The sequence below is a fragment of the Vibrio ruber DSM 16370 genome, assembly GCF_900163965.1.
GTDB classification, from domain to species: domain Bacteria; phylum Pseudomonadota; class Gammaproteobacteria; order Enterobacterales; family Vibrionaceae; genus Vibrio; species Vibrio ruber.
In genome coordinates this window covers 62928-83792 of sequence record NZ_FULE01000037.1, presented here as the reverse complement: position 1 = coordinate 83792, position 20865 = coordinate 62928, and the positions used below count along the sequence as shown (strand labels likewise).

The 20865-nt window shown below is 46.7% G+C and carries 20 protein-coding genes; 15 read left to right on the top strand and 5 right to left on the bottom strand.

The features are described from left to right. Nucleotides 1–210, bottom strand: a 210-nt coding sequence (locus VR7878_RS14150; protein ID WP_077336737.1) for a transposase domain-containing protein, incomplete at its 3' end; no start/stop codon positions are given. A gap of 260 nt (nt 211–470) precedes the next feature. After that, complete coding sequence (locus tag VR7878_RS14145; protein ID WP_077336727.1) at nt 471–1178, bottom strand: hypothetical protein; 708 nt, start codon at nt 1176–1178, stop codon at nt 471–473. A gap of 179 nt (nt 1179–1357) precedes the next feature. Here VR7878_RS14145 and VR7878_RS14140 point away from each other — a divergent pair, with 179 nt between their 5' ends. Continuing rightward, nucleotides 1358–1633 carry a hypothetical protein gene (locus VR7878_RS14140; RefSeq protein WP_077336726.1) on the top strand — a complete coding sequence of 92 codons (276 nt, stop codon included), beginning with the start codon at nt 1358–1360 and terminating at the stop codon, nt 1631–1633. Nucleotides 1634–1704: 71 nt separating this feature from the next. Here the strand turns inward: VR7878_RS14140 and VR7878_RS14135 are convergent, their stop codons facing one another. Together VR7878_RS14135 and VR7878_RS14130 are read right to left on the bottom strand one after the other, a co-directional pair. Next, nucleotides 1705–2340, bottom strand: coding sequence for an SRPBCC family protein (locus tag VR7878_RS14135; RefSeq protein WP_077336725.1), 636 nt, complete (start codon nt 2338–2340; stop codon nt 1705–1707). A gap of 152 nt (nt 2341–2492) precedes the next feature. Continuing rightward, entirely contained in the window at nt 2493–3386 is an 894-nt protein-coding gene (locus tag VR7878_RS14130) for a DMT family transporter (protein ID WP_077336724.1), read from the bottom strand. A 135-nt stretch (nt 3387–3521) separates the two neighbouring features. Here VR7878_RS14130 and VR7878_RS14125 point away from each other — a divergent pair, with 135 nt between their 5' ends. The 11 genes from VR7878_RS14125 to VR7878_RS14075 all read left to right on the top strand — a co-directional run bounded on the left by VR7878_RS14125 (nt 3522) and on the right by VR7878_RS14075 (nt 16234). Continuing rightward, nucleotides 3522–3911: an MmcQ/YjbR family DNA-binding protein gene (locus tag VR7878_RS14125; RefSeq protein WP_077336723.1), complete on the top strand. Its 390-nt coding sequence runs from the start codon at nt 3522–3524 to the stop codon at nt 3909–3911. A 95-nt stretch (nt 3912–4006) separates the two neighbouring features. Beyond that, on the top strand, nt 4007–5389 hold the full coding sequence (locus tag VR7878_RS14120; protein ID WP_077336722.1) for a YcjX family GTP-binding protein: 1383 nt from the start codon (nt 4007–4009) through the stop codon (nt 5387–5389). Beyond that, complete coding sequence (locus VR7878_RS14115; RefSeq protein WP_077336721.1) at nt 5386–6435, top strand: YcjF family protein; 1050 nt, start codon at nt 5386–5388, stop codon at nt 6433–6435. Before VR7878_RS14120 ends, VR7878_RS14115 begins: the two co-directional genes overlap by 4 nt. A gap of 183 nt (nt 6436–6618) precedes the next feature. Beyond that, entirely contained in the window at nt 6619–8166 is a 1548-nt protein-coding gene (tyrR, locus tag VR7878_RS14110) for a transcriptional regulator TyrR (RefSeq protein ID WP_077336736.1), read from the top strand. Between the two features lie 76 nt (nt 8167–8242). After that, entirely contained in the window at nt 8243–8815 is a 573-nt protein-coding gene (locus VR7878_RS14105; RefSeq protein WP_077336720.1) for a GNAT family N-acetyltransferase, read from the top strand. Between the two features lie 459 nt (nt 8816–9274). Then, complete coding sequence (locus tag VR7878_RS14100; RefSeq protein WP_139344101.1) at nt 9275–9973, top strand: GntR family transcriptional regulator; 699 nt, start codon at nt 9275–9277, stop codon at nt 9971–9973. Beyond that, the gene (gene prpB / locus VR7878_RS14095; RefSeq protein ID WP_077336719.1) at nt 9970–10866 is read left to right on the top strand and encodes a methylisocitrate lyase; all 897 of its coding nucleotides are present in this window, start codon (nt 9970–9972) and stop codon (nt 10864–10866) included. The genes VR7878_RS14100 and prpB overlap by 4 nt, the downstream gene beginning before the upstream one ends. Nucleotides 10867–10975: 109 nt before the next feature. Beyond that, on the top strand, nt 10976–12103 hold the full coding sequence (gene prpC, locus VR7878_RS14090) for a bifunctional 2-methylcitrate synthase/citrate synthase (protein ID WP_077336718.1): 1128 nt from the start codon (nt 10976–10978) through the stop codon (nt 12101–12103). Nucleotides 12104–12117: 14 nt separating this feature from the next. Continuing rightward, nucleotides 12118–13569: a bifunctional 2-methylcitrate dehydratase/aconitate hydratase gene (locus VR7878_RS14085; RefSeq protein WP_077336717.1), complete on the top strand. Its 1452-nt coding sequence runs from the start codon at nt 12118–12120 to the stop codon at nt 13567–13569. Between the two features lie 134 nt (nt 13570–13703). Beyond that, nucleotides 13704–15602, top strand: a complete 1899-nt coding sequence (locus VR7878_RS14080; RefSeq protein ID WP_077336716.1) for a propionyl-CoA synthetase — start codon at nt 13704–13706, stop codon at nt 15600–15602. 152 nt (nt 15603–15754) lie between these two features. Beyond that, nucleotides 15755–16234 (top strand): GNAT family N-acetyltransferase, encoded by a 480-nt coding sequence (locus VR7878_RS14075; protein ID WP_077336715.1) that lies wholly within the window; start codon nt 15755–15757, stop codon nt 16232–16234. 139 nt (nt 16235–16373) lie between these two features. On the opposite strand, the gene yidA is transcribed toward VR7878_RS14075, so the two are convergent. Then, the gene (yidA, locus tag VR7878_RS14070) at nt 16374–17180 is read right to left on the bottom strand and encodes a sugar-phosphatase (RefSeq protein ID WP_077336714.1); all 807 of its coding nucleotides are present in this window, start codon (nt 17178–17180) and stop codon (nt 16374–16376) included. A 230-nt stretch (nt 17181–17410) separates the two neighbouring features. Between yidA and queE the strand changes: the two genes are divergently transcribed. The 3 genes from queE (at nt 17411) to VR7878_RS14055 (ending at nt 20762) form a co-directional block, all read left to right on the top strand. Next, nucleotides 17411–18079, top strand: a complete 669-nt coding sequence (gene queE, locus VR7878_RS14065) for a 7-carboxy-7-deazaguanine synthase QueE (RefSeq protein ID WP_077336734.1) — start codon at nt 17411–17413, stop codon at nt 18077–18079. A gap of 9 nt (nt 18080–18088) precedes the next feature. After that, complete coding sequence (queC, locus tag VR7878_RS14060) at nt 18089–18790, top strand: 7-cyano-7-deazaguanine synthase QueC (RefSeq protein ID WP_077336713.1); 702 nt, start codon at nt 18089–18091, stop codon at nt 18788–18790. 1303 nt (nt 18791–20093) lie between these two features. Further along, entirely contained in the window at nt 20094–20762 is a 669-nt protein-coding gene (locus VR7878_RS14055; RefSeq protein ID WP_139344099.1) for a hypothetical protein, read from the top strand. Nucleotides 20763–20865 lie beyond the last annotated feature (103 nt).

Sequence of the window (20865 nt, the reverse complement as noted above, 5' to 3'; positions counted from 1 at the left end):
CCAAACAGACTTCTGACGATATAGCGCCATTCCGATGATTGACCATAGCACGGTTTCAAGTGGTAGTCGGCGCTTTCTCAACGTTGCGACTCCAGCTTGTTTGAAGCCTTGCTGAATAAGCTCTGGCGATAGCAACTCGGCATATTTTTCAAAAGTATGGAAGGTATTACAGGACTTAAAGGCTGTGGCTAATTCGCTTTCAAAACGCATAAAGAAAATCCGATATCAGATAACGAATATCGGATTTTGAAGCCTTTTAAAGATCGGTCAAATGATCTCGAAAATTTCTTAACTGATCGGCATTACTCTGTTAAGAGGCTTTTGTTTTTGGGGCTTATTCCGATGGGGGGATTACTGACATCGGAATCATTCATCATTGAATTGTTGTTGTGAATAATCTGTTGCTCACTCTATGTGACTCGCACTGTTGCTAATAAAGCGCGTATCTCCGTTGCGCTGATAACCCATGATTAGATGTTGCTGATATTGATTGACTTCAGATCCACTTGATTATTATTGCCAGTGTAATCATTTTTGTTATCGCTAAATGTGCCTTGGCTGAATACGTCTTTACCGGGAATATAGTCTGCACTGCTGACGCCATCACTGAATTCAATATTAAATGGGGTCGCACTGGAAATATTATTCAGACTTTGTTTGATCAGCGGGGCATCCGCATCGCTTGAAGTAAAGGCTCGATTGATCCTGAATATCAGATGATTACTGACAAACGTATCGTTGAATGTGGTGAGTCGGTAGGAGACTGAGCCAATATCGTTGGTCAGAATATTATTCCCTCCAACAATGACTCCGCTGTTTGGCCGAACGGACAAGATCGTCCCGGCTTTGTTATATTCGACAATAAAGTCACCGACAGTCCAGCCAGACTCATAGTAAATATTAGGTATACCTGATGTATTGCCGACTTTGATCCGAATGTCGCCATCATCAAATGTGGAATTATTGTTAATGTCGAATGTTACCGTGGCATTGTCTTTTTCTATCTGGTCTTCATTCAACTGATTATACAAGTGAACGGAGATATCAAAACCATTGGTAATATCACTGAACCCTAATCCATTGGATTGGTAATTGACAAGGGGGTTTGAACCACCGTCAGAGCCACCGCAGCCACCGAGTGATACTATCAGCATGGTACTGTAAATTACTTTTTTCATTATTATTGTTTTCCATTAAATAATTGTTTCGTGATTTGACGAATAAAAAACATTGAGTTATGTGTTTTTATTATAAAATGAAAAACATCAGTGAAATGTAGCGCTTATCGTTAGTCATGTGACAGATTGTGACAGCGGCTTTATAAAATCTGCGATGTGCCGTCTTGTGGAATGATGAAATGCTTTCAATTTCTATCCAGTTTGGTATGGTTTGCTACCCATTCAATTTTACGAGAACAACCATGCAGTGGTTCAAAAAATTCATCCTAATTGTCGCAATCATTACTGCCAGTATTTATATGCTGAGTGTTGGTGTGCTGACTTATCTGTTTTCCTCTGCTGACGATGAACCGCAGGGACAGGAACAGATCTCTGAGCAGGCATCTGTCTCAGAAGTTGTGACAGCCAATGACCAGTTATGGCTTGACGAGGGGCAGGTGACCTTTCGTAGTTGAATTTTGTTCAATCTGAACGGGTGTTGATCGCAGCGTGTGATATGCCGTTTAGCTATCCTAAGCCAATATCCCTAATGATTGATTGGGGGCTGGTAAATTTTTTCTTCAATCACAGTGGCCATATTTAAGAAGGTTTCATAAGTCGAACTCAACAAGAGTTTATTTTCCAGCCACAGCGGCATATGACCCGCAGCACTGCCTTGACCTTGATACGAGATTTGCGTCTGCTGGTGATTCAGTCGAATGGCTTGCCATTCTCCACGCACATCTTTCATTCGAATATAATTTCGCTCGAGAGGATATTGATCACCAACATCTTGTACACTAATCGTGTATTTCTGGGCTTGCGGATCATAATGAATGACGGAATCGATGACCATGTCCCGATCTTCAACAGGCCAAGGGGCACTGTAATAAACATGGATAATCCGCTCATGCACGGATTTTGTTTCGATCACGACCCGACGACAGTTTGCAATCCACTCGGGGCCGCGTTGCGCATCATGTAATAAAGCGACTAAGGCACCGGGAACGGCTTGAACCGTAGCGACCGCTTTGACTTCTATACGACCTGTAGCCGTTTTGTGGCTATAAACTTTGACGTTGTCATCTGATTTGTAGAGTGACCATGACTCTGTTGATGACTCAGTGGCGTGAGTCTCTATGGGTAGGTGAAACAGCAACACAGCCAGTGCAATCCATCTCATGATGTTCAGATGTCCTTAATGAATATGAGGCATATCCCCCGCGTTCTCTATCATAGCGGTGCTGGCATCCGTTAGCGAGGGGGAAATCTATATCCCCCTCACAAGATTTCTTTTTTACTGTCAGTCAGTGCTGTTTTGCCGGGAAAAATTCATCAACACCGGGAGAGTCTTAATCGCTGTCCGAACAGATTTATCAGTGCACCGGAGACGATTAAAATACCGCCGCTCAAGGTCCAGAACGATGGCACTTCGTCAAATACAACAATACCGATAATTACAGAAATAACGATTTGTACGTAAGCAAATGCTGAAGCCCGGCCGGCATCCTGAGTTTGCATTGCTTTGGTCAGGCCATACTGCCCGATCTGTGTAAATATACCGACCAGAATGAGCAGAATCGTAAGATTGAAATCAGGCCAGACAAAATCGTCGCCAATCAGTACAGAAGCGATCGGCAATGCGACCAGCGGAAAATAGAAAATGATTACCGAGCTGTCTTCTGTCGGGCTCAGTTTTTTGACAATCACATAAGCGACTGAACTGCCGAATGCGCCCATTAGCGCGAATGCAACGCTCAGCAAGGGGAGCGGTGTCGTTGACTCTGAGGACATATCAGATTGCAGGATAAAGTACAATCCGAGCAGACAGGTCACAATACAGATGATGGTTGCCGGTTGAACCCTTTCTTTTAAGAACAACACGGCTAACAGCGCCGTAAACACCGGATGGATATATTGTAAAATGGTCGCCTCAGCCAGAGGGAGAGTGGTTACCGAATAATAGACGCACATCAGTGCGACTGTTCCCACTGCGCCCCGGGCAAACAACAGCGGTTTATTGTGCCCCCAAACCGAAATTTTCTTACGTCTGACATCGATGTAGCTGATGATCAGCGATACTAGTGCGCGGGCGGCAACGATTTCGAAAACGGGAATTCCGTGCAGACTGGTGGCCTTGACACATGCAGTCATGAGGGCGAATCCCAAAGCAGACAGAAACATAAATTGGACACCGATGGGAAAAATCGGTTGCTGGGATGATTTCATTTTTATAACAGCTTATATTGGTCAGTAGATTGGAGGAAAAAGAGACACCGCATTCTAGCTTGGTTAAGGTAGTTTGTCTCTCTTATTTTACGGGGGGCTGAAAGATGGATTGCGATTCAGTATAAGGAGCTTTTTATGAGCCTAGATGAGTATAATGCGTTTTGTCGTTCACTGCCGGCGACGACTTATGTGGTGCAGTGGCGCGGATCTCATGTGTGGAAGATCGGTGGTAAAGTCTTCGCTGTCGGGAGCCTGAACCAAGAGGGGCAACCGGCATTTACGTTTAAGACATCGCTACTTAACTTTGACTTTTTAAGCGAGCAATCCGGATATCGGCCAGCTCCTTATTTTGCATCTCGTGGTATGAAGTGGATCCAGCAGTATCATAGTACAGCCGAAACTAATACAGCCGAAACCGATGAGGCATTGAGGTATTATCTCTCTGAATCTTACCGGATCGTTTCATTGGGGTTGAGCCAACGGACACAGCGAGCGCTGGGGCTGAATCAGACCTCATCAGCCTGAACCTATACTGAGAGGGGCAGGGATGCTATTGCAGTTCACCATCAGCAGTTCACCATCACTTAAGAAATAATTTTAGCTAAAGACAAGAGGTATCGATGCGACAGATTGGTCAGGATGTTTCGGAATTGATTCAGCGGGGGCTGGACGCGAATATCAAAATCGCGGTCACCGGACTGTCGCGAGCCGGGAAAACGGCTTTTATCACCTCACTGCTTAATCAAATTCAGTATCTTTCAACACATCGTCATTTGCCTTTTCTGGCTGCGAGTCAACAACAACGTATTATCGGTACCAAACGCATTCCGCAACGTAATTTAATGGTTTCTCGGTTTGATTATGAAAAAGCTATTTCAGCGATTCAGAGTCAGCCTCCCGGTTGGCCGGCGCCGACCCGGGATGTCAGTGAAACACGTGTCGCCATCAAATACCGACCGGAAAAAAGAAGTAAACGTCTGTTAGGTAAATCGCTGACATTACATATCGATTTGATCGACTATCCGGGAGAGTGGCTGCTCGATTTACCGTTACTGGAGATGAGTTTTGAACAGTGGTCAGCGCAACAAATTCAGCGGTTAAACGGGCAGAGACAACCCATGGCAGAGCTGTGGCTGGCGAAGAGTCAGGCATTGGATCTGAATGCAGAAGCCGATGAACAACGATTGGCCGACATCGCAACGGCATACACCGATTATCTGCATGATTGTAAAGCGGCCGGTTTTCACTGGGTACAACCCGGTCGGTTTGTGTTACCCGGGGAGCTGGCCGGTGCGCCGGTATTACAGTTTTTTCCGTGTCTCCCGCCGGATGAGTATCGTTCACGTCGCTCACTGACGACCAACTATGACGTGCTCAAAGCACGTTACCAAGAGTATCAGACAAAAGTTGTGCGCAATTTCTATCGGGAATATTTTGCCACATTTGATCGTCAGGTGGTGCTGGTGGACTGTCTGAGCCCGCTCAATGCGGGGCAGGATTCTTTCATCGATATGCAACAGGCCTTGGTACAACTGCTACAGAGCTTTAAGTACGGACGGAGTGGATTATTGTCACGACTGTTTTCCCCAACAATCGATAAAGTGCTGTTTGCTGCCACCAAAGCGGATCATGTGACACCGGATCAGCACGCGCATTTGCTGCATTTGCTGAATCAGATGATTCAGCCGGTCTGGCAGGATGTTTCTTATCAAAACGTGGCGATGGAATGCATGACTTTAGCATCTGTTCAGGCGACACAAGCCGGATATATCACAGCACCGGAAGGGCGCATACATGCGATTCAGGGCACCACGCTCAGCGGAGATAGTGTGACGCTATTTCCCGGAGAAGTTCCGGAAAAACTGCCATCCCCGGCATTCTGGCAATCTCAACGGTTTGATTTTACCGAGTTTCGCCCACAAATATCTGATCCTCAACAACCGCTCCCTCACATTCGTCTGGATGCGGTACTGGAATATCTAATCGGAGATAAATTGCGATGACACCTTATCAACCGAAACGAGTTTTTCAGCAAGACCTGAAATCACCGGATGAGCAAACCGCATCGCTGCTGGAACAACAGCAGTTTGATGAAGAAAAATTTACGCCTGAACCTGTCGCACAATCGTCACTGGCGGAATCAGAAGATGTCAATCTCGATACGGTGATTCGGCCCCGGAGCAAATCGCCTTGGTTCTGGCGGCTGAGTGGTTGCGCTTTTGTGGGGTTAGTCGGCTGGCAGGCGGCAGACACGATTGTTGCGGCATATCAGAACCGAGAATGGTTAACGCTGGGATGGAGCGCTCTCGTGACAGCGGTCGCCGGGGCTGGCCTCACTCAGTTAGTGAAAGAGTGGTTTACACTACGCTCATTGCGCAAGCACTTCACCCGTCAGGCGGAAGCTGAAACCCTGATTCAGTCACACAGTGTCGGCCTGGCAACCGAACTGTGCCGTAAAATGATTGATGAGGCCGGCCTGACTGACGGTTCTGCGACAGCGATTGAACCTCAGCATGTGGCTGAATGGGAAAAACACCTCAATACCGCTTATAACGATGGTGAGATTCTGGCGTTGTTCGATGTGTTTGTCCTGAAGCATCTCGATGATAAAGCGGTTCAGATGATATCCCGTTATGCGGCGGAATCCGCAGCTTTGGTGGCAGTCAGCCCGTTGGCGGTGACCGACATGCTACTGGTGGCGTGGCGCAATCTGAGCATGATTAACCGGCTATCTGATTTATATGGCGTTCGTTTGGGGTATTGGTCTCGCATCCGTTTATTGCGGACGATGTTTATCAACATGGCGGCTGCCGGTGTCAGCGAAATTGCAATTGACGCGGGAACCGATCTGCTTTCCGCAGGATTGGCCGGGAAAATATCAGCCAGAGCCGGTCAGGGAGTTGGCGTGGGGATTCTTACTGCGCGTCTGGGACTTCAGGCGGTGACATTATTACGTCCGCTGCCATGGGTGCCGGAACGAAAAGCGAAGCTGGCCAGCGTCAGAAAAGCGATTGTTTCAAGAGTGCTGACACTGATGAAAACATCATAACTGGCCATTTCTGCCCGGAATATATTTCGTCAGGCCGATTCTCAAATCAGTATCGAACTGAGTTTTGACGAAACTGTGATATCAGTACATCCGTTTTTACCGGGGTATTTTTGTGACTTGACGGAGATTCAGTGTTGATAGAAACTACTGTCAACTTTTCCTTACACGTGTGGGTTGCTTTTTGTGCGTCTAGAAGTCTTTTGTGAAGACCGACTCGGGTTGACCCGGGAACTATTGGATATTCTGGTCTCCAGAAATATCGATTTAAGAGGGATTGAAATTGATATTTCAGGGATTATTTATCTGAACTGCCCGGATATTGATTTCACGACGTTTAGTGAGCTGATGGCTCAGATTCGCATGATTTCAGGTGTGAAAGACGTCCGGAAGATTCCTTTTATGCCCGTGGAACGACATAACACTGAGCTGATTTCGCTGCTGAACAATTTGCCGGATGCGGTGTTGGCGATTAACTTAAAAGGCTTTGTCGATACTGCCAACTATGCGGCGTTATCCCTGCTCAATAAACAGCAACACGAAGTTGTCGGTCATGCGATTTCAACGCTGGTTCATGCGTTTAATTTTTCGCGTTGGCTTGAGGGCAGTAAATCCCGCCAGCGTGAGGAGATTGTTCTTAATGGTCTGGACTATGTACTGGAAATCATGCCGGTTTATATTCAGAGTGAGGCGAAAGAGTCGATTCTGGCCAGTGCTATGGTGATTTTACGGGCTAGTCAAGTGCACCATGGCGTACAACCTGTTCACTTACCGCTTCATAGTGAACTGGGATTTGAACACTTCGTCGGGATCTCAAACCGACACAAGCATCTTATCAATCAGGCAAAAAAGCTGGCAATGCTTGATCAACCTTTACTGATTGAGGGCGAAACCGGTACCGGAAAAGAAATGTTGGCGAAAGCCTGCCATAATCGCTCGGAACGTTCATCGAGACCCTTTTTGGTCGTGAGCTGTGCATCGATGCCGGATGACGTTGCCGAAACCGAGTTATTCGGTCACGCCCCGGGCTCTTTCAATCATCGTGAAGGGCATAAGGGCATTTTTGAGCAGGCCAATGGCGGTACGGTTTTTCTTGATGAAATCGGCGAGATGAGTGCACATCTTCAGATCAAGTTATTACGTTTTCTTCAGGATGGGACGTTTCGCCGGGTCGGGGAAGAGCATGAGATTCATGTCGATGTCCGGGTCATTGCATCCACGCGGCATAATCTGGCAGCACTGGCGGAATCAGATAAATTCCGTGAAGATCTGTTTTACCGGTTGAATGTGTTGACGCTATCGATTCCGCCATTACGTGAGCGTCCAAGTGATGTTCAGCCACTGCTGGAACTCTTCATTGCCAAGCATGTGCGTCACATGGGGATGGCAAAACCCCATTATGATGAATCGCTGATTGAACAGTTGTCGCACTATCAATGGCCCGGTAATATGCGCCAGCTCGATAATATGGTGTTGCGGGCATTGACTGAGATGCCCGACGACGAGTTAAAAATCGACTATTTCCATCTTCCGGGAGTTGAAGCGGTTAATGGCGGCATTGGGCTGATAAATCTGGATGGTTCTTTGGACGAGATTATGAAAGATTACGAAGCCAAGGTTTTGGAGAAGCTTTACCAGTCATTCCCCTCAAGTCGTAAGCTGGCGAAACGGTTAAATGTTTCTCATACCTCAGTGGCAAACAAATTACGCGATTACGATATTCGCAAACATTAATCGCTTCGGGATGCCAATCGCCTTGATGAGCGAGGCTGATTTTTCGGAGTGACAAGCACAGGACGCTAACTCATTTATGTATAAACAAGTTTATGATGTCGATGGTGATATTATTATTCGTTCGGCCCGCATTGATGACGCCAGAACGATTGCCCGGTATTTCAATGTTAACCGCCGCTACCTGACACCGTGGGAGCCGAAGCGGGACGAGGAATTTTTTCTTGAGCAAGGTTGGGCACAGCGTCTGATTAAACTCAGAGAATTAGAAACGATGGCACTTGGTTTCTATCTTCTGATTTTCGATATTTCTACCAATGAAATGGTCGGCACCATCTCGTTTAGCCAAATTTCACGTTTTCCGGTTCATAGCTGTTATGTCGGTTATTCATTGGCTGAAAATGCGCAGGGGAAAGGGATCATGACCCGGGCATTAACGATGGCTTGTCGGTTTATGTTTGAAGCGCAGAATATGCATCGCATTTCTGCAACATATATGCCCCGTAATCAACGCAGTGAAGCCGTACTGAAACGGTTAGGTTTTCAGTATGAAGGAGAGCTGAAAGATTTTTTGTTGATTAATGATCAGTGGGAAGATCACTATCTGACCTCATTGATCAATCCGAATTGGCAAGCCAAGCCCGCGGCCTGACACTCGCTGTTCTCAATTGCAGCAATATCATCGCTCAGTCGGGTATGAACAATATGCTGAGCGATGAATCCTATCTCATTTTCTTCTGACCAAATTTCCCCGGCCTGTAAGCCGTGGCAGACTGCTTGTCCGACCGGCGATTCATTGATGCATTCAATTCAATGCACTCCATTTAGTTCAATCAACTTACTTCAACTAATTTACCTCGACTAATGGCTGCAACATACATACAAAGTCGACGTGATCAGCATAGATTGTTGACAATATTTTATGATGAAAAATCGAATTTATTTTATCTGATTGTTTTTAAAAAATTTAATTTTTTATTGATATTAAAACCAAGAATGCATGGTTAGACATTAGTCTAAATTGTCAACAATCTGCTTGCGAATATGGCAGCGGATCGGCTATTTTTTATCCGGAGTCGGTCAGAAAGACCTCATTAAAAGAGAGACGACAGTGGATCAAGCGACAGATTTAATTCAACCGGAGAAAGACAACACCAAGTCAGAGCATCTGACGGACTATTTGATTGAAGCGATTGTTCAGGGAGAGATTGCGCCAGGCAGTAAGATCTCCGAACCCAATCTTGCCCGTCAGTTTCAGGTCAGCCGGGGACCATTACGGGAAGCCTTGATGCGGCTGGAAGGCCTTGGTCTGATTGAACGGATCCCGCATGTCGGTGCACGCGTGATTGCGTTGTCTTATGAAAAGTTGATTGAACTGTATGCGGTACGGGAAGCCCTCGAAGGTATGGCCGCCCGTCTTGCAGCCCGCTATATCACATCCGCAGAATTGATGCGTTTAGAAGCATTGTTAGACAAACACGCGCGCCATCTGCATCACATTGAAGGTGCTTCATATTTTCATCAGCATGGTGACTTCGATTTCCATTATTGCATTATCAAAGCCAGCCGCAATCAACAGCTTATCCGGCTATTGTGTGATGAGTTGTATCATTTATTGCGTATGTTTCGCTATCAATCCCCCCGTGCTCACAGCCAGCCGGAAGAGGCGCTCGGGGAGCATCAGTTTATTCTGAAGGCCATTCGGGAACGGGATGAAGAACTGGCTGAAATGTTGATGCGACGTCATATTGCGGGCAGCCGGAAACTGATTGAAGCCCATATGCTGTCCGAACAGGGAGAACAAGCATGAATAGTCCGGGTAAAAAATTCAGAGCAGCAGTCAGGGACAACCGTCCTTTGCAAATTGTCGGCACGATTAATCCGTATTGCGCCATGATGGCACAACAAATTGGTCATCAGGCGATTTATCTTTCCGGTGGCGGCGTTGCCAATGCATCTTACGGAGTGCCTGATTTAGGGATCACGACACTCAATGATGTGTTGGTTGATGTTGAGCGGATTACCAATGCGAGTGATTTGCCGTTGCTCGTGGATATTGATACAGGGTTCGGTGGAGCATTCTCCATTGCCAGAACTATCCGGGCAATGGAAAAAGCAGGAGCCGCTGCGGTTCATATTGAAGACCAGGTGCTCCAGAAAAGGTGTGGTCACCGACCGAATAAAGCGATTGTCAGCCGGACTGAAATGGTCGACAGAATTAAGGCCGCTGTCGATGCGCGTACCGATGATGATTTTGTCATCATGGCGCGAACCGATGCTTTAGCAGTTGAGGGCATGGAAAAGGCGATAGAACGGGCGATTGCTTGTGTTGAGGCCGGGGCGGATATGATTTTCCCCGAAGCGATGGTTGAATTAGGTCAATATGAGCAGTTCGCGACGGCACTGGAAGATGCCGTCGGGAGACCGATTCCGGTTTTGGCGAATATCACCGAATTTGGTCAAACACCGCTGTATGACTGTGACGAGCTTGCCGGAGCAAAAGTGAGTATGGTGCTGTATCCGTTGAGTGCATTCAGAGCCATGAATCAAGCAGCGGAAATGGTGTATCAACATCTGCTCACAACCGGCAATCAGCAGGCGTTGCTGCCCCAGATGCAAACCAGACAAACACTATATGACTATCTGAATTATCACACTTATGAAGATAAGTTGGATCAACTGTTTTCTGAGCAGCACCAGTAAGTCAATTTATATCCATCACGTGAAATCAACCCGGCCGACTGAATCATCGCCCGATACGGGACAATGATTATCCGTCAGAGATAAGCGGCAGGGAAATAAGGAGCTCAACATGCCAAACAAGGAATTGGGAGGGGCAGGGTTGCGAGGGCAGAGTGCTGGCACGACTGCTTTATGCACTGTCGGGAAAACCGGAACAGGGTTAACCTACCGGGGTTACGATATTACAGACCTTGCCAACCATGCGCAGTTTGAAGAAGTGGCTTACCTGCTACTCAAAGGCAAACTGCCGAACCAACAAGAGTTAGATGCCTACACGACCCATCTGATGCAGTTACGCGGTTTACCACAGGTTCTCAAAGAGGTTTTAGAGCGTTTACCGGCTGAGACTCATCCGATGGATGTGATGCGCACCGGCTGCTCGGTACTGGGTAATCTTGAACCTGAGACCGATTTTTCTCAGCAGTTATCCGCCACTGAACGGCTATTAGCCTGCTTTCCCGCCATCATCTGCTACTGGTATCGGTTTAGCCATGACGGGGTGCGCATCAACACCGACGATCACAGTGAAACCTCTATCGGTGGCTACTTTCTGAAGATGCTGTCAGATCGCGAACCTGATGAGCAATTCCGTCAGGCGATGCATTGTTCCCTGATTTTGTATGCAGAACATGAATTCAATGCTTCAACATTCAATGCCCGGGTGTGTGCTTCGACGCTATCGGATCTGCACTCCTGTATCACGGGGGCAATCGGTACGCTTCGCGGCCCGTTGCATGGCGGTGCGAATGAAGCGGCGATGGCCATGATTGAGCAGTGGGAGACCCCGGAACAGGCGGAAGCCGGTCTGCTTGAAAAACTGGCACGGAAAGACAAAATTATGGGCTTCGGTCATGCGGTCTACCGGGAATGTGATCCGCGCAATGCATTGATTAAACAGTGGTCGCAACGTCTTTCTCAACAAGTTGGCGATCACCATCTGTATGCTGTTTCAGAGCGGGTAGAATCAGTCATGAAACGGGAGAAGGGCTTATTTTGTAATGCTGATTTTTATCATGCTTCTGCTTACCACTTTATGGGAATTCCGACGCCATTATTTACCCCGATTTTCGTTATCAGCCGTTTGACCGGTTGGGCTGCACATGTTTTCGAGCAGCGGGACAATAACCGGATCATTCGTCCGAGCGCTGACTATCAGGGCCCGGAACATCAGCAGTGGATTCCGATTGAACAGCGTTAACCAAGGACAGAATCATGAGTCAGAATGTAGATTTTAATCAACGGCAACAACCCGATGAATTACTGGTACAAATTGCCGATTATGTCGATCAACAGCCAATCATGTCACAAGAAGCGTATCAGACCGCACGCAATTGCCTGATCGACACGCTGGGATGTGGCCTGCTCGCGTTACGTTTTCCTGAATGTACCAAGCATTTAGGTCCCACTGTGCCGGGCACCACCGTACGTCATGGCGCCCGGGTACCGGGCACTTCCCATGAGCTGGATCCGGTCACGGCCGCATTTAACATCGGTTGCATGATTCGCTGGCTGGATTTCAATGACACTTGGCTGGCGGCCGAATGGGGTCATCCTTCAGATAATCTGGGCGGTATTCTTGCGACGGCGGATTATCTGAGTCGCCTGGCTGTTGCTCAGGGAAAACCACCGTTGGTGATGAAAGATGTGTTAACCGCCATGATTAAAGCCCATGAGATTCAAGGTGTACTGGCATTAAACAATAGTTTCAACCGGGTCGGGCTTGACCATGTACTTTTGGTACGTGTTGCCTCAGTGGCTGTGGTGACGAAAATGCTTGGCGGAAGCCGGCAGCAGATTATTGACGCACTGTCTCAGGCTTGGGTCGATGGGGGAGCACTGCGAACCTATCGCCATGCACCGAATGCCGGCTCTCGCAAATCTTGGGCTGCCGGAGACGCAACATCGAGAGCCGTCCGGCTGGCGATGATCACCATGAAGGGTGAAATGGGGATTCCGACGGTACTCTCAGCCCCGCAATGGGGCTATTATGATGTGCTGTTTAAAGGTAAAGCGTTTGATATTCCACAACAATTTTCCAGTTATGTGATGGAGAATGTGCTGTTTAAAATATCATTTCCGGCTGAGTTCCATGCGCAGACTGCAGTTGAATGTGCGGTTCAGTTACATCCGCATGTCCGGGATCGGATCGATGAGATTGACCGCATTGAAATGACCACCCATGAATCAGCTATTCGGATTATTTCCAAGGTCGGTGAACTGGCAAATCCGGCCGACCGTGACCACTGCCTGCAATATATGACGGCCGTGCCATTGCTCTATGGTGATTTAGTGGCTGAATATTATGAAGATAGTTTCCACCAGAACGATCCGCGCATCGATCAGCTCAGAGACAAGATGGTGATTCAGGAAGATGCCCGTTATAGCCGTGAGTATCTGGAATCCGATAAACGTTCGATTGCGAACGCGATGCAGATTTTCTTCCGCGATGGTTCATGTACAGAGAAAGTCGAGGTTGAATATCCGATTGGTCATCGTCGGCGCAGAGAAGCAGGGATTCCCATACTCGAGCAAAAGTTCATCCGTAATCTACAGACCCGTTTCCCTCAGAGTCGTGTTGAAGCAATCACGACACTCTGTCTGGATCAGGCGCGTCTGGAGCGGACACCGGTTGATGAATTTATGGCGTTGTTTGTGATCAATTAATTTGTGATCAACTAATTCGTGACCAATGAATCCGTGATCAATACATTGGTGATCAACAACGGATGTGAAATTAACTTCCCAAAGTCGCCGGTATCGGACAGATAAGGTGCCGGCCACTGTCCACGGGGGAAACGATGCTTACATATGAGCGAGAGTATCAATTTGCCAAAGATTACCCGGAGATCTTCTGGGGTGAACAGGCAGATAAACTGGATTGGTTTCAGAAACCGCAAACCATTCTGAGTGTCGATGAACATCAGATCGAGCGCTGGTTTTCCGATGGGGTGATGAACACCGCATGGATGGCACTGGATTACCATTGCCAACAAGGTCGGGGTGAACAGACGGCACTGATTTATGATTCTCCGGCGACGGGGGTTCAAAAGCAGTGGAATTATCAGGCGTTACGGGATGATGTGGCGCGTGTCGCAGGCATGTTGGCTGCTCAAGGGGTCACAAAAGGCGATCGGGTTGTGCTGTATATGCCAATGATTCCCGAAGCGGTGATGGCGATGCTGGCCTGTGCCCGGCTGGGGGCGATTCACTCGGTCGTATTCGGTGGTTTTGCCCCGAATGAGCTGGCCGTGAGAATCGAAGATGCCGAACCAAAAGTGCTGATCACGGCCTCATGCGGGATCGAGGTCAATAAAGTGATTCCGTATAAGCCATTGGTTGATAAAGCGATTATGGATAGTCGCTGGAAACCGGAGCAGGTCATCATCGTCCAGCGTCCGGTGCATACCGCGGAGCTGAATCAAGCCAGAGATCAAGACTGGCAACGTCTGTTTGAGGAGGCGAAACCGCATGAGTGTGTGCCTGTACGGGCGACCGACCCGTTATATATTCTTTATACATCGGGGACGACCGGTAAACCGAAAGGCGTGGTTCGGGATAACGGTGGTCATGCCGTGGCAATGAAATATTCGATGTCGGCAATCTATAATATGCCGCAAGACGGTGTATTCTGGGCGGCTTCGGATGTCGGCTGGGTTGTCGGCCACTCCTATATTGTCTACGGACCACTGATTCATGGTTGTGCCACGATACTTTATGAAGGTAAACCGGTGCGGACACCGGATCCGGGAGCATTCTGGCGGGTTTGTCAGCAATACCAAGTCGATATACTTTTTTCGGCGCCGACGGCGTTCAGAGCGATTAAAAAAGAAGATCCTCACGGTGAATGGATTCATCGTGATTCACTCCAATCGTTACAGGCGATTTTTATGGCCGGAGAACGGCTGGATCCGCCGACACTGGAATGGGTTCAGTCTCATACCGATAAACCGGTGATCGATCACTGGTGGCAGACGGAAACCGGCTGGGCAATTGCCGGTAACCCGTTAGGAATTGAAACGATGCCGATCAAACCGGGTTCATCAACCAAAGCAACTCCGGGCTATGTTGTCGAAATTCTCAATGAGCAAGGAGAGCCTCAGCAGTGTGGTCAACAAGGCTATGTGGCACTGAAACGACCGCTGCCGCCCGGCTGCCTGCCAACCATTTGGCGTAACCATGACCGGTTTGAATCGGGATATTTGAGTCAGTTTCCCGGATACTATGTATCCGGCGACGGGGGATATGTCGATGAACAAGGTTATCTGTTTATTATGGGCAGGATCGATGATGTGATCAATGTCGCCGGACATCGATTGTCGACCGGAGAAATGGAAGAAGTTGTCGGGGCTCATCCTGCGGTGGCTGAGTGTGCCGTGATTGGCGTACATGATGCGCTGAAAGGCCAGCTTCCATTGGGGCTGGTGGTACTGAAAAATGGTATGAAGGTGGACACTCATCAGTTAGAACTTGAATTAGTCGGACAAGTGCGTGACCACATCGGGGCGATTGCCTGTTTTCATCACGCGGTTGTGGTTGAGCGGTTACCGAAAACGCGCTCAGGTAAAATTCTGCGCCGCGTGATTCGGCAAATCGCTGACGGAGAGAGCTATACGGTACCTTCAACCATTGATGATCCGTTGAGCTTATCCGAGCTTGAACAGGCGTTGCATCACGATATCGACCATAAGACCGGGTAAAAGTGCCGAATATGGCTGACGACGGGGGCAGTGCTGGGGGGAGCACTCCCTTGGTCGTTTGTCCTGTCACTGGTTTGCGGCGCGTTATGTTTTTACCTTGGGGAGCGTCGGGTATAAACTAGCCATAATTCTATCCCTTGCCTGAGGCAGCTATGGTTACTATTCGGTTGGCGAAATCATCGGATCTCCCCGTTCTGGAACAGATGATGTATGAGTTACACAATGAACATCACTTGGCTTGCCCGCAACATTTCAAGTCGGCACAAGCAGTGATGGAAGAGAAGCGAATTTCGGACTACTTAGAATCCCCTGAGGGATTAGTGTTTGTCGCTTTTGGCGATCATTACTGTAATTACTGTATTGGATTTGTTTCCGGGCATTTCGCTGATTTAGTCTCTTCGGTCAGCAAGCCGGTATTGATGGGCAGTATTGACGAGTTTTATGTGTTTCCGTCCTATCGCGGACAGGGGATCGGCACTCAGCTGTTACAGCGGATAGAAAAAGAATTTGAAGACTATGGTGTGCAACAACTCTTTGTTGAAGTGTGGGATTTCAATCAACCCGCCATCAAACTCTATCAGAAACTCGGATTCGGCCATCATATTCACTGCCTGAGGAAGGGAATACGTTAAAGGTAAAGCGGTAAAAAGCGCCGATGTTTTAATCTCCGGTGCTTTCAATCAATACAGACCCGTGGAATGATTGCCCGGACGGGCGTTGGTATGGCGTTGCTCTCTCCGGTTTATTTTATCTCCGGAGTGGGATGATATTTCACCCCAACACATATTTTTCAATGGCTTGTGCGACACCGTCTTCATCATTGCTTGCCGTGATGTCGTCCGCAATTGCTTTGGTTTGCGGCATGGCATTTCCCATCGCAATACCTAAACCTGCATATTCGAGCATGTGATGATCATTTTCTGCATCACCGATACACATCACAAGTGCTGCCGGAATGCCCAACCGCTCGGCCACCGCCTGAATACCGAATCCCTTATTGCTTTGTGGGTTGAGAAATTCAAGAAAATAGGGGGCGCTCTGGACAATCGTAAATCGTTCGATGATCGCTGCGGGCAAGTTTTGGTAGGCCTGCGCAAGTTTTTCGGGTTCATCAACGATCATTGCTTTAATCATCGGGTGATCATCAGCCAGCGTCTCAAAATCGATTTCATGAATATCAATCCCATTGATCTCAGCTTCCAGACGTGTGTATTTGGTACTTTTGGGAGTAATCAGCCCTAATTTTTGGCTGAAGGCATGGGTATTAACGTTCAGTTCTCGGGCGGTTCGGCCAATAGTTTTGACATCATCGGCACTGACAACCTGCTGGCGAATAATTTCACCGGTCAGCACATTTTCAACAAATGACCCGTTATAATGAACGACGTAATCGTGTTCACGATTCAAGCCCAATTGCTCAAGGTAGGCACGCATCCCTTCAATTGGTCGGCCAGAGGACAAAACAATTCGGACACCCCTATCTTTTGCTGCCTGTATCGCAGCCTGAGTGCGGGGCGAAATTTGTTTTTGACTGTTTAGCAGCGTGCCATCCATGTCGAGTCCAATCAGTTTATACATGCTTTATCACCGGTAATTTCAGAAAATGTGGGACTAAAAATAACAAGAGTGGAACGGGATTCTATCGGTAGAATGAACGCCAAGACGTACCCCTCTCAAGACGCACCAATATGAGGGAGTTTCAACTCAAATACAAGCATAACCTCAGGTATAATTTGACCTTCTGACAAGCATCTATTAAGGTCTGCGACTCGCATAATATGACCGCTGAATTAGGATTCATTTTGAGTATTTATAGAGTCAATGAAATCTTTCAAACTATCCAGGGTGAGGGTGTCTTTACTGGTGTCCCTGCTGTTTTTGTTCGCTTACAAGGATGCCCGGTGGGATGTGCTTGGTGTGATACCAAACAGACTTGGGATACCGAGCTGCAGGATCAACGCGCTGTTGAAGAGATTATCGTCAAAACTCAGGATAGCCCGCTTTGGTGTCAAATGAGTGCTGAAGCAATCATCGATTGTTATCACCGCCAAGGCTATACAGCGAAACATATTGTGATTACCGGTGGAGAACCGTGCCTCTATGATTTGACAGCGTTAACCACTGCATTTGAAACCATCGGTTGTCGTTGTCAGATTGAAACCAGTGGTACCGCCGACATTCAGGTTTCGGTTCACACCTGGGTGACAGTGTCACCTAAAATAGCCATGAAAGGCCGCTTACCCGTGCTGGAAAGTGCACTTCTGCGGGCAAACGAAATTAAGCATCCTGTCGGCACACGTAAGGATATTGAGCAACTCGATCATTTACTGCACCGGACACCGGTTGCCGATGATACAATTATTGCTTTACAACCGATTAGCCAGAAACCACGAGCGACTGAGTTATGTATTGAAGTGTGTATCGAACGCAATTGGCGTTTATCGATTCAGACGCATAAGTATCTGTGTATTGCCTGAGGAATTGTTATGAAAAAAGCTGTTGTTGTGTTCAGTGGCGGACAAGATTCCACCACTTGCCTTGTTGAAGCGCTGCAAACTTATGATGAAGTTCATGCGATTACTTTTGATTATGGACAGCGTCACCGGCTTGAAATTGAGACCGCACGTCAATTAGCGGAGCAGTTAGGTGTGAAATCCCATAAAGTGATGGATGTCGGCTTACTGAATGAATTAGCGATCAGTTCACTGACACGGGACGATATCCCGGTCTCTCATGCGTTACAGGACAATGGGTTACCCAATTCATTCGTGCCCGGCCGCAATATCCTGTTCCTTACGCTGGCCGGTATTTATGCCTATCAGATTGGAGCCGAATCAGTGATTACCGGTGTGTGTGAAACGGACTTCTCAGGTTATCCGGATTGTCGTAACGAATTTATCCAGACTATGAATCGGGCGCTGGTTCAAGGGATGGATCGAGAGATGAAAATTGTCACACCGCTCATGTGGCTCAATAAAGCAGAAACATGGGCAATGGCCGATCATTATGATGCATTGACGCTAGTCAGAAGTCAGACACTCACATGCTATAACGGTGTGATCGGTGACGGGTGTGGTGAATGTCCTTCCTGCCACTTAAGACAGGCAGGGCTGGATGAGTATCTGAATCACCGGGATACGGTTCAGCAATCCTATCTGGATAAACGGGTTGCTCAAACTCATCAGTGAATGATTGCTGCCTGTGGGCTATCCGTTGTTATTGACTCAACGATTATTGAATAAACGATTCTGAGTTTTCCTCGTTATGCCATTATGACAATGTGCATCCGCTGGTTATCGTGGCATAAAAGACAAAGGCATAGACGCCTTTGTCTAAGTCATTACATTCATTGTTCTGCTGAAATACTTTAATGGTTCATATGGGCAATCGACATGATATAAATTTGATGAACAGGGTAATGTAAATATAAAAATGGAATAAAAATCAATTTCTATATTGAATGCTGAGTCAATAATATAAAATTGAATGTTTTATAAATAATCGTTCAATACCCGAATATCAGAATTATATTACTTATCGTTTAAATCTTTTTTATCGTAAAAAATTAACGTTAATAATTTATAGGCTCCTTATATAACAGAATGATATTTTTTGTGTGGTGTTATTGATTTTATAAAATTATTTTTAATTGTTTTCTATTTCTGATTGTTGCTCAAAATATATAGTATAAATAAGAGCTTCAATCGCTTAAAGAGGGTGATGGATTAGAGATATCGACTATTCTCTATATTTTACTGTTTACTTTTATGCTTGCGATATTTTGCTATCTGAAATAAGTAGCTCTGTCTTTTATATTGAGATCGTGGCAGGTAATGTTCCAGGCTACACTGTCATACTGCCAATCCTGCAACATTTATCGGCTGACAACGACACATCTGGTCGCTGAATTTCTTCCGTTTCATAGTGCCTTGCCAGTTGATATAAGGTGTTATGATAATACACATATGGATTAATTTAACTTAACTATTTGTTTTTTATTGATATAACGAGTGTAATGTTTGAATCAATCAGTCTCGTGAGTATTTAGGATATTGTGTTGGTTATTTTTTATATAAATTAATCCCATACAATGTATTTTATAAATGAATATTTATTGTTCATAGCATTATAAACAACACTTCAGGTGTTATTCGATCCTTCTCTCATTTCTTAATTATTATGCAACAAAGTGACTAATGTGTATTGTGATGTGTATATTTTCAACACATAATATATGTGCTTGTTTATTCTTATATGGAATTTATTTGTCTTTGAAATGGATGGATAATATAAGGGGAGCAGGCTTGGAAAGTCAAAAATATAATCATTCTCAGTCTTCTGATAATGTAAATATGCAGTGTTCAGAGATAATTACTCTAGTTGGTGATTATTTTTTAGATATCTGATATTTCAATTGGAATATTTTTGTCTTTCGTCATTGGATGGAAATTAATGTTAACTAAATTAGCCTATAAAAACGGAAGAAATATTATGAAATTAACACCTGTATTCGCAGCGCTTATCGCATCAGTTGGTTTAAGCAGCCAGTCAGCATTGGCTTCAACTCAGGAAAATACCGTCGCAGACAATGCGCCGACCGTCGCTAGTTGTACCGCACCTGACTGGCTGATCGCTTCAGGAAGCCTTTCTCCGTCAACGGTTGTTGCTGGTGGTGAAGTATCTGTTACCGCTACAGTTGCAACGGGTTGCCCGCAAACATCAGGTTCGGCACCAACGTTAGGTGTTATACTGGCGGATGCGAATGGCCAGCCGTTAGGTATTTTCGGTGAACTCCCAATTGGATTGCCATATGGTTCGAACTATAGCTTCACGCTTCCTATTCCTGAGTCACTGCCTGCGGATGACTACCTGATTGTTCTATATGCTGATTATCGTCAGGTAGTAAAAGAGACGAATGAGAATAACAACATTGCAGCTGCGAACCTGACCGTTGTCAACCGTGCCGCTGAACTGGCTGAAGCACAAGCCGGACAGTCTTCACAACTCAGTGTGAGTGGTCCTGTAAGTTATATGGATCGTAGTACATTGAGTGCAGATATCTTCATGGGAGCCGGTGTACCTGAAATCAAAGGTATGACAGTTCAGGAAGAGAATACCGAAGTCGTAGAAAAGTTACTCAAACGTCATTCAGCCAAATAAGGCATTGACTGATTCCGGGCGAAATCATTCGCCCGGATTTCCCTTCAGACTAAAACCGTCCACACCTTTTCTTTCTCTTCAATTCACCGCCAGTCAGCGAAGT

Excerpts from the sequence above, each read along its gene's own strand:
- prpC (WP_077336718.1), top strand. The coding sequence starts at position 10,976 with ATGCCAAACAAGGAATTGGGAGGGGCAGGGTTGCGAGGGCAGAGTGCT.
- yidA (WP_077336714.1), bottom strand. The coding sequence starts at position 17,180 with ATGTATAAACTGATTGGACTCGACATGGATGGCACGCTGCTAAACAGT.
- VR7878_RS14120 (WP_077336722.1), top strand. The coding sequence starts at position 4,007 with ATGCGACAGATTGGTCAGGATGTTTCGGAATTGATTCAGCGGGGGCTG.
- prpB (WP_077336719.1), top strand. The coding sequence starts at position 9,970 with ATGAATAGTCCGGGTAAAAAATTCAGAGCAGCAGTCAGGGACAACCGT.
- VR7878_RS14115 (WP_077336721.1), top strand. The coding sequence starts at position 5,386 with ATGACACCTTATCAACCGAAACGAGTTTTTCAGCAAGACCTGAAATCA.
- VR7878_RS14145 (WP_077336727.1), bottom strand. The coding sequence starts at position 1,178 with ATGAAAAAAGTAATTTACAGTACCATGCTGATAGTATCACTCGGTGGC.
- queC (WP_077336713.1), top strand. The coding sequence starts at position 18,089 with ATGAAAAAAGCTGTTGTTGTGTTCAGTGGCGGACAAGATTCCACCACT.
- VR7878_RS14055 (WP_139344099.1), top strand. The coding sequence starts at position 20,094 with ATGAAATTAACACCTGTATTCGCAGCGCTTATCGCATCAGTTGGTTTA.
- VR7878_RS14130 (WP_077336724.1), bottom strand. The coding sequence starts at position 3,386 with ATGAAATCATCCCAGCAACCGATTTTTCCCATCGGTGTCCAATTTATG.
- VR7878_RS14080 (WP_077336716.1), top strand. The coding sequence starts at position 13,704 with ATGCTTACATATGAGCGAGAGTATCAATTTGCCAAAGATTACCCGGAG.
- VR7878_RS14105 (WP_077336720.1), top strand. The coding sequence starts at position 8,243 with ATGTATAAACAAGTTTATGATGTCGATGGTGATATTATTATTCGTTCG.
- VR7878_RS14135 (WP_077336725.1), bottom strand. The coding sequence starts at position 2,340 with ATGAGATGGATTGCACTGGCTGTGTTGCTGTTTCACCTACCCATAGAG.
- VR7878_RS14140 (WP_077336726.1), top strand. The coding sequence starts at position 1,358 with ATGCTTTCAATTTCTATCCAGTTTGGTATGGTTTGCTACCCATTCAAT.
- VR7878_RS14085 (WP_077336717.1), top strand. The coding sequence starts at position 12,118 with ATGAGTCAGAATGTAGATTTTAATCAACGGCAACAACCCGATGAATTA.
- VR7878_RS14075 (WP_077336715.1), top strand. The coding sequence starts at position 15,755 with ATGGTTACTATTCGGTTGGCGAAATCATCGGATCTCCCCGTTCTGGAA.
- VR7878_RS14125 (WP_077336723.1), top strand. The coding sequence starts at position 3,522 with ATGAGCCTAGATGAGTATAATGCGTTTTGTCGTTCACTGCCGGCGACG.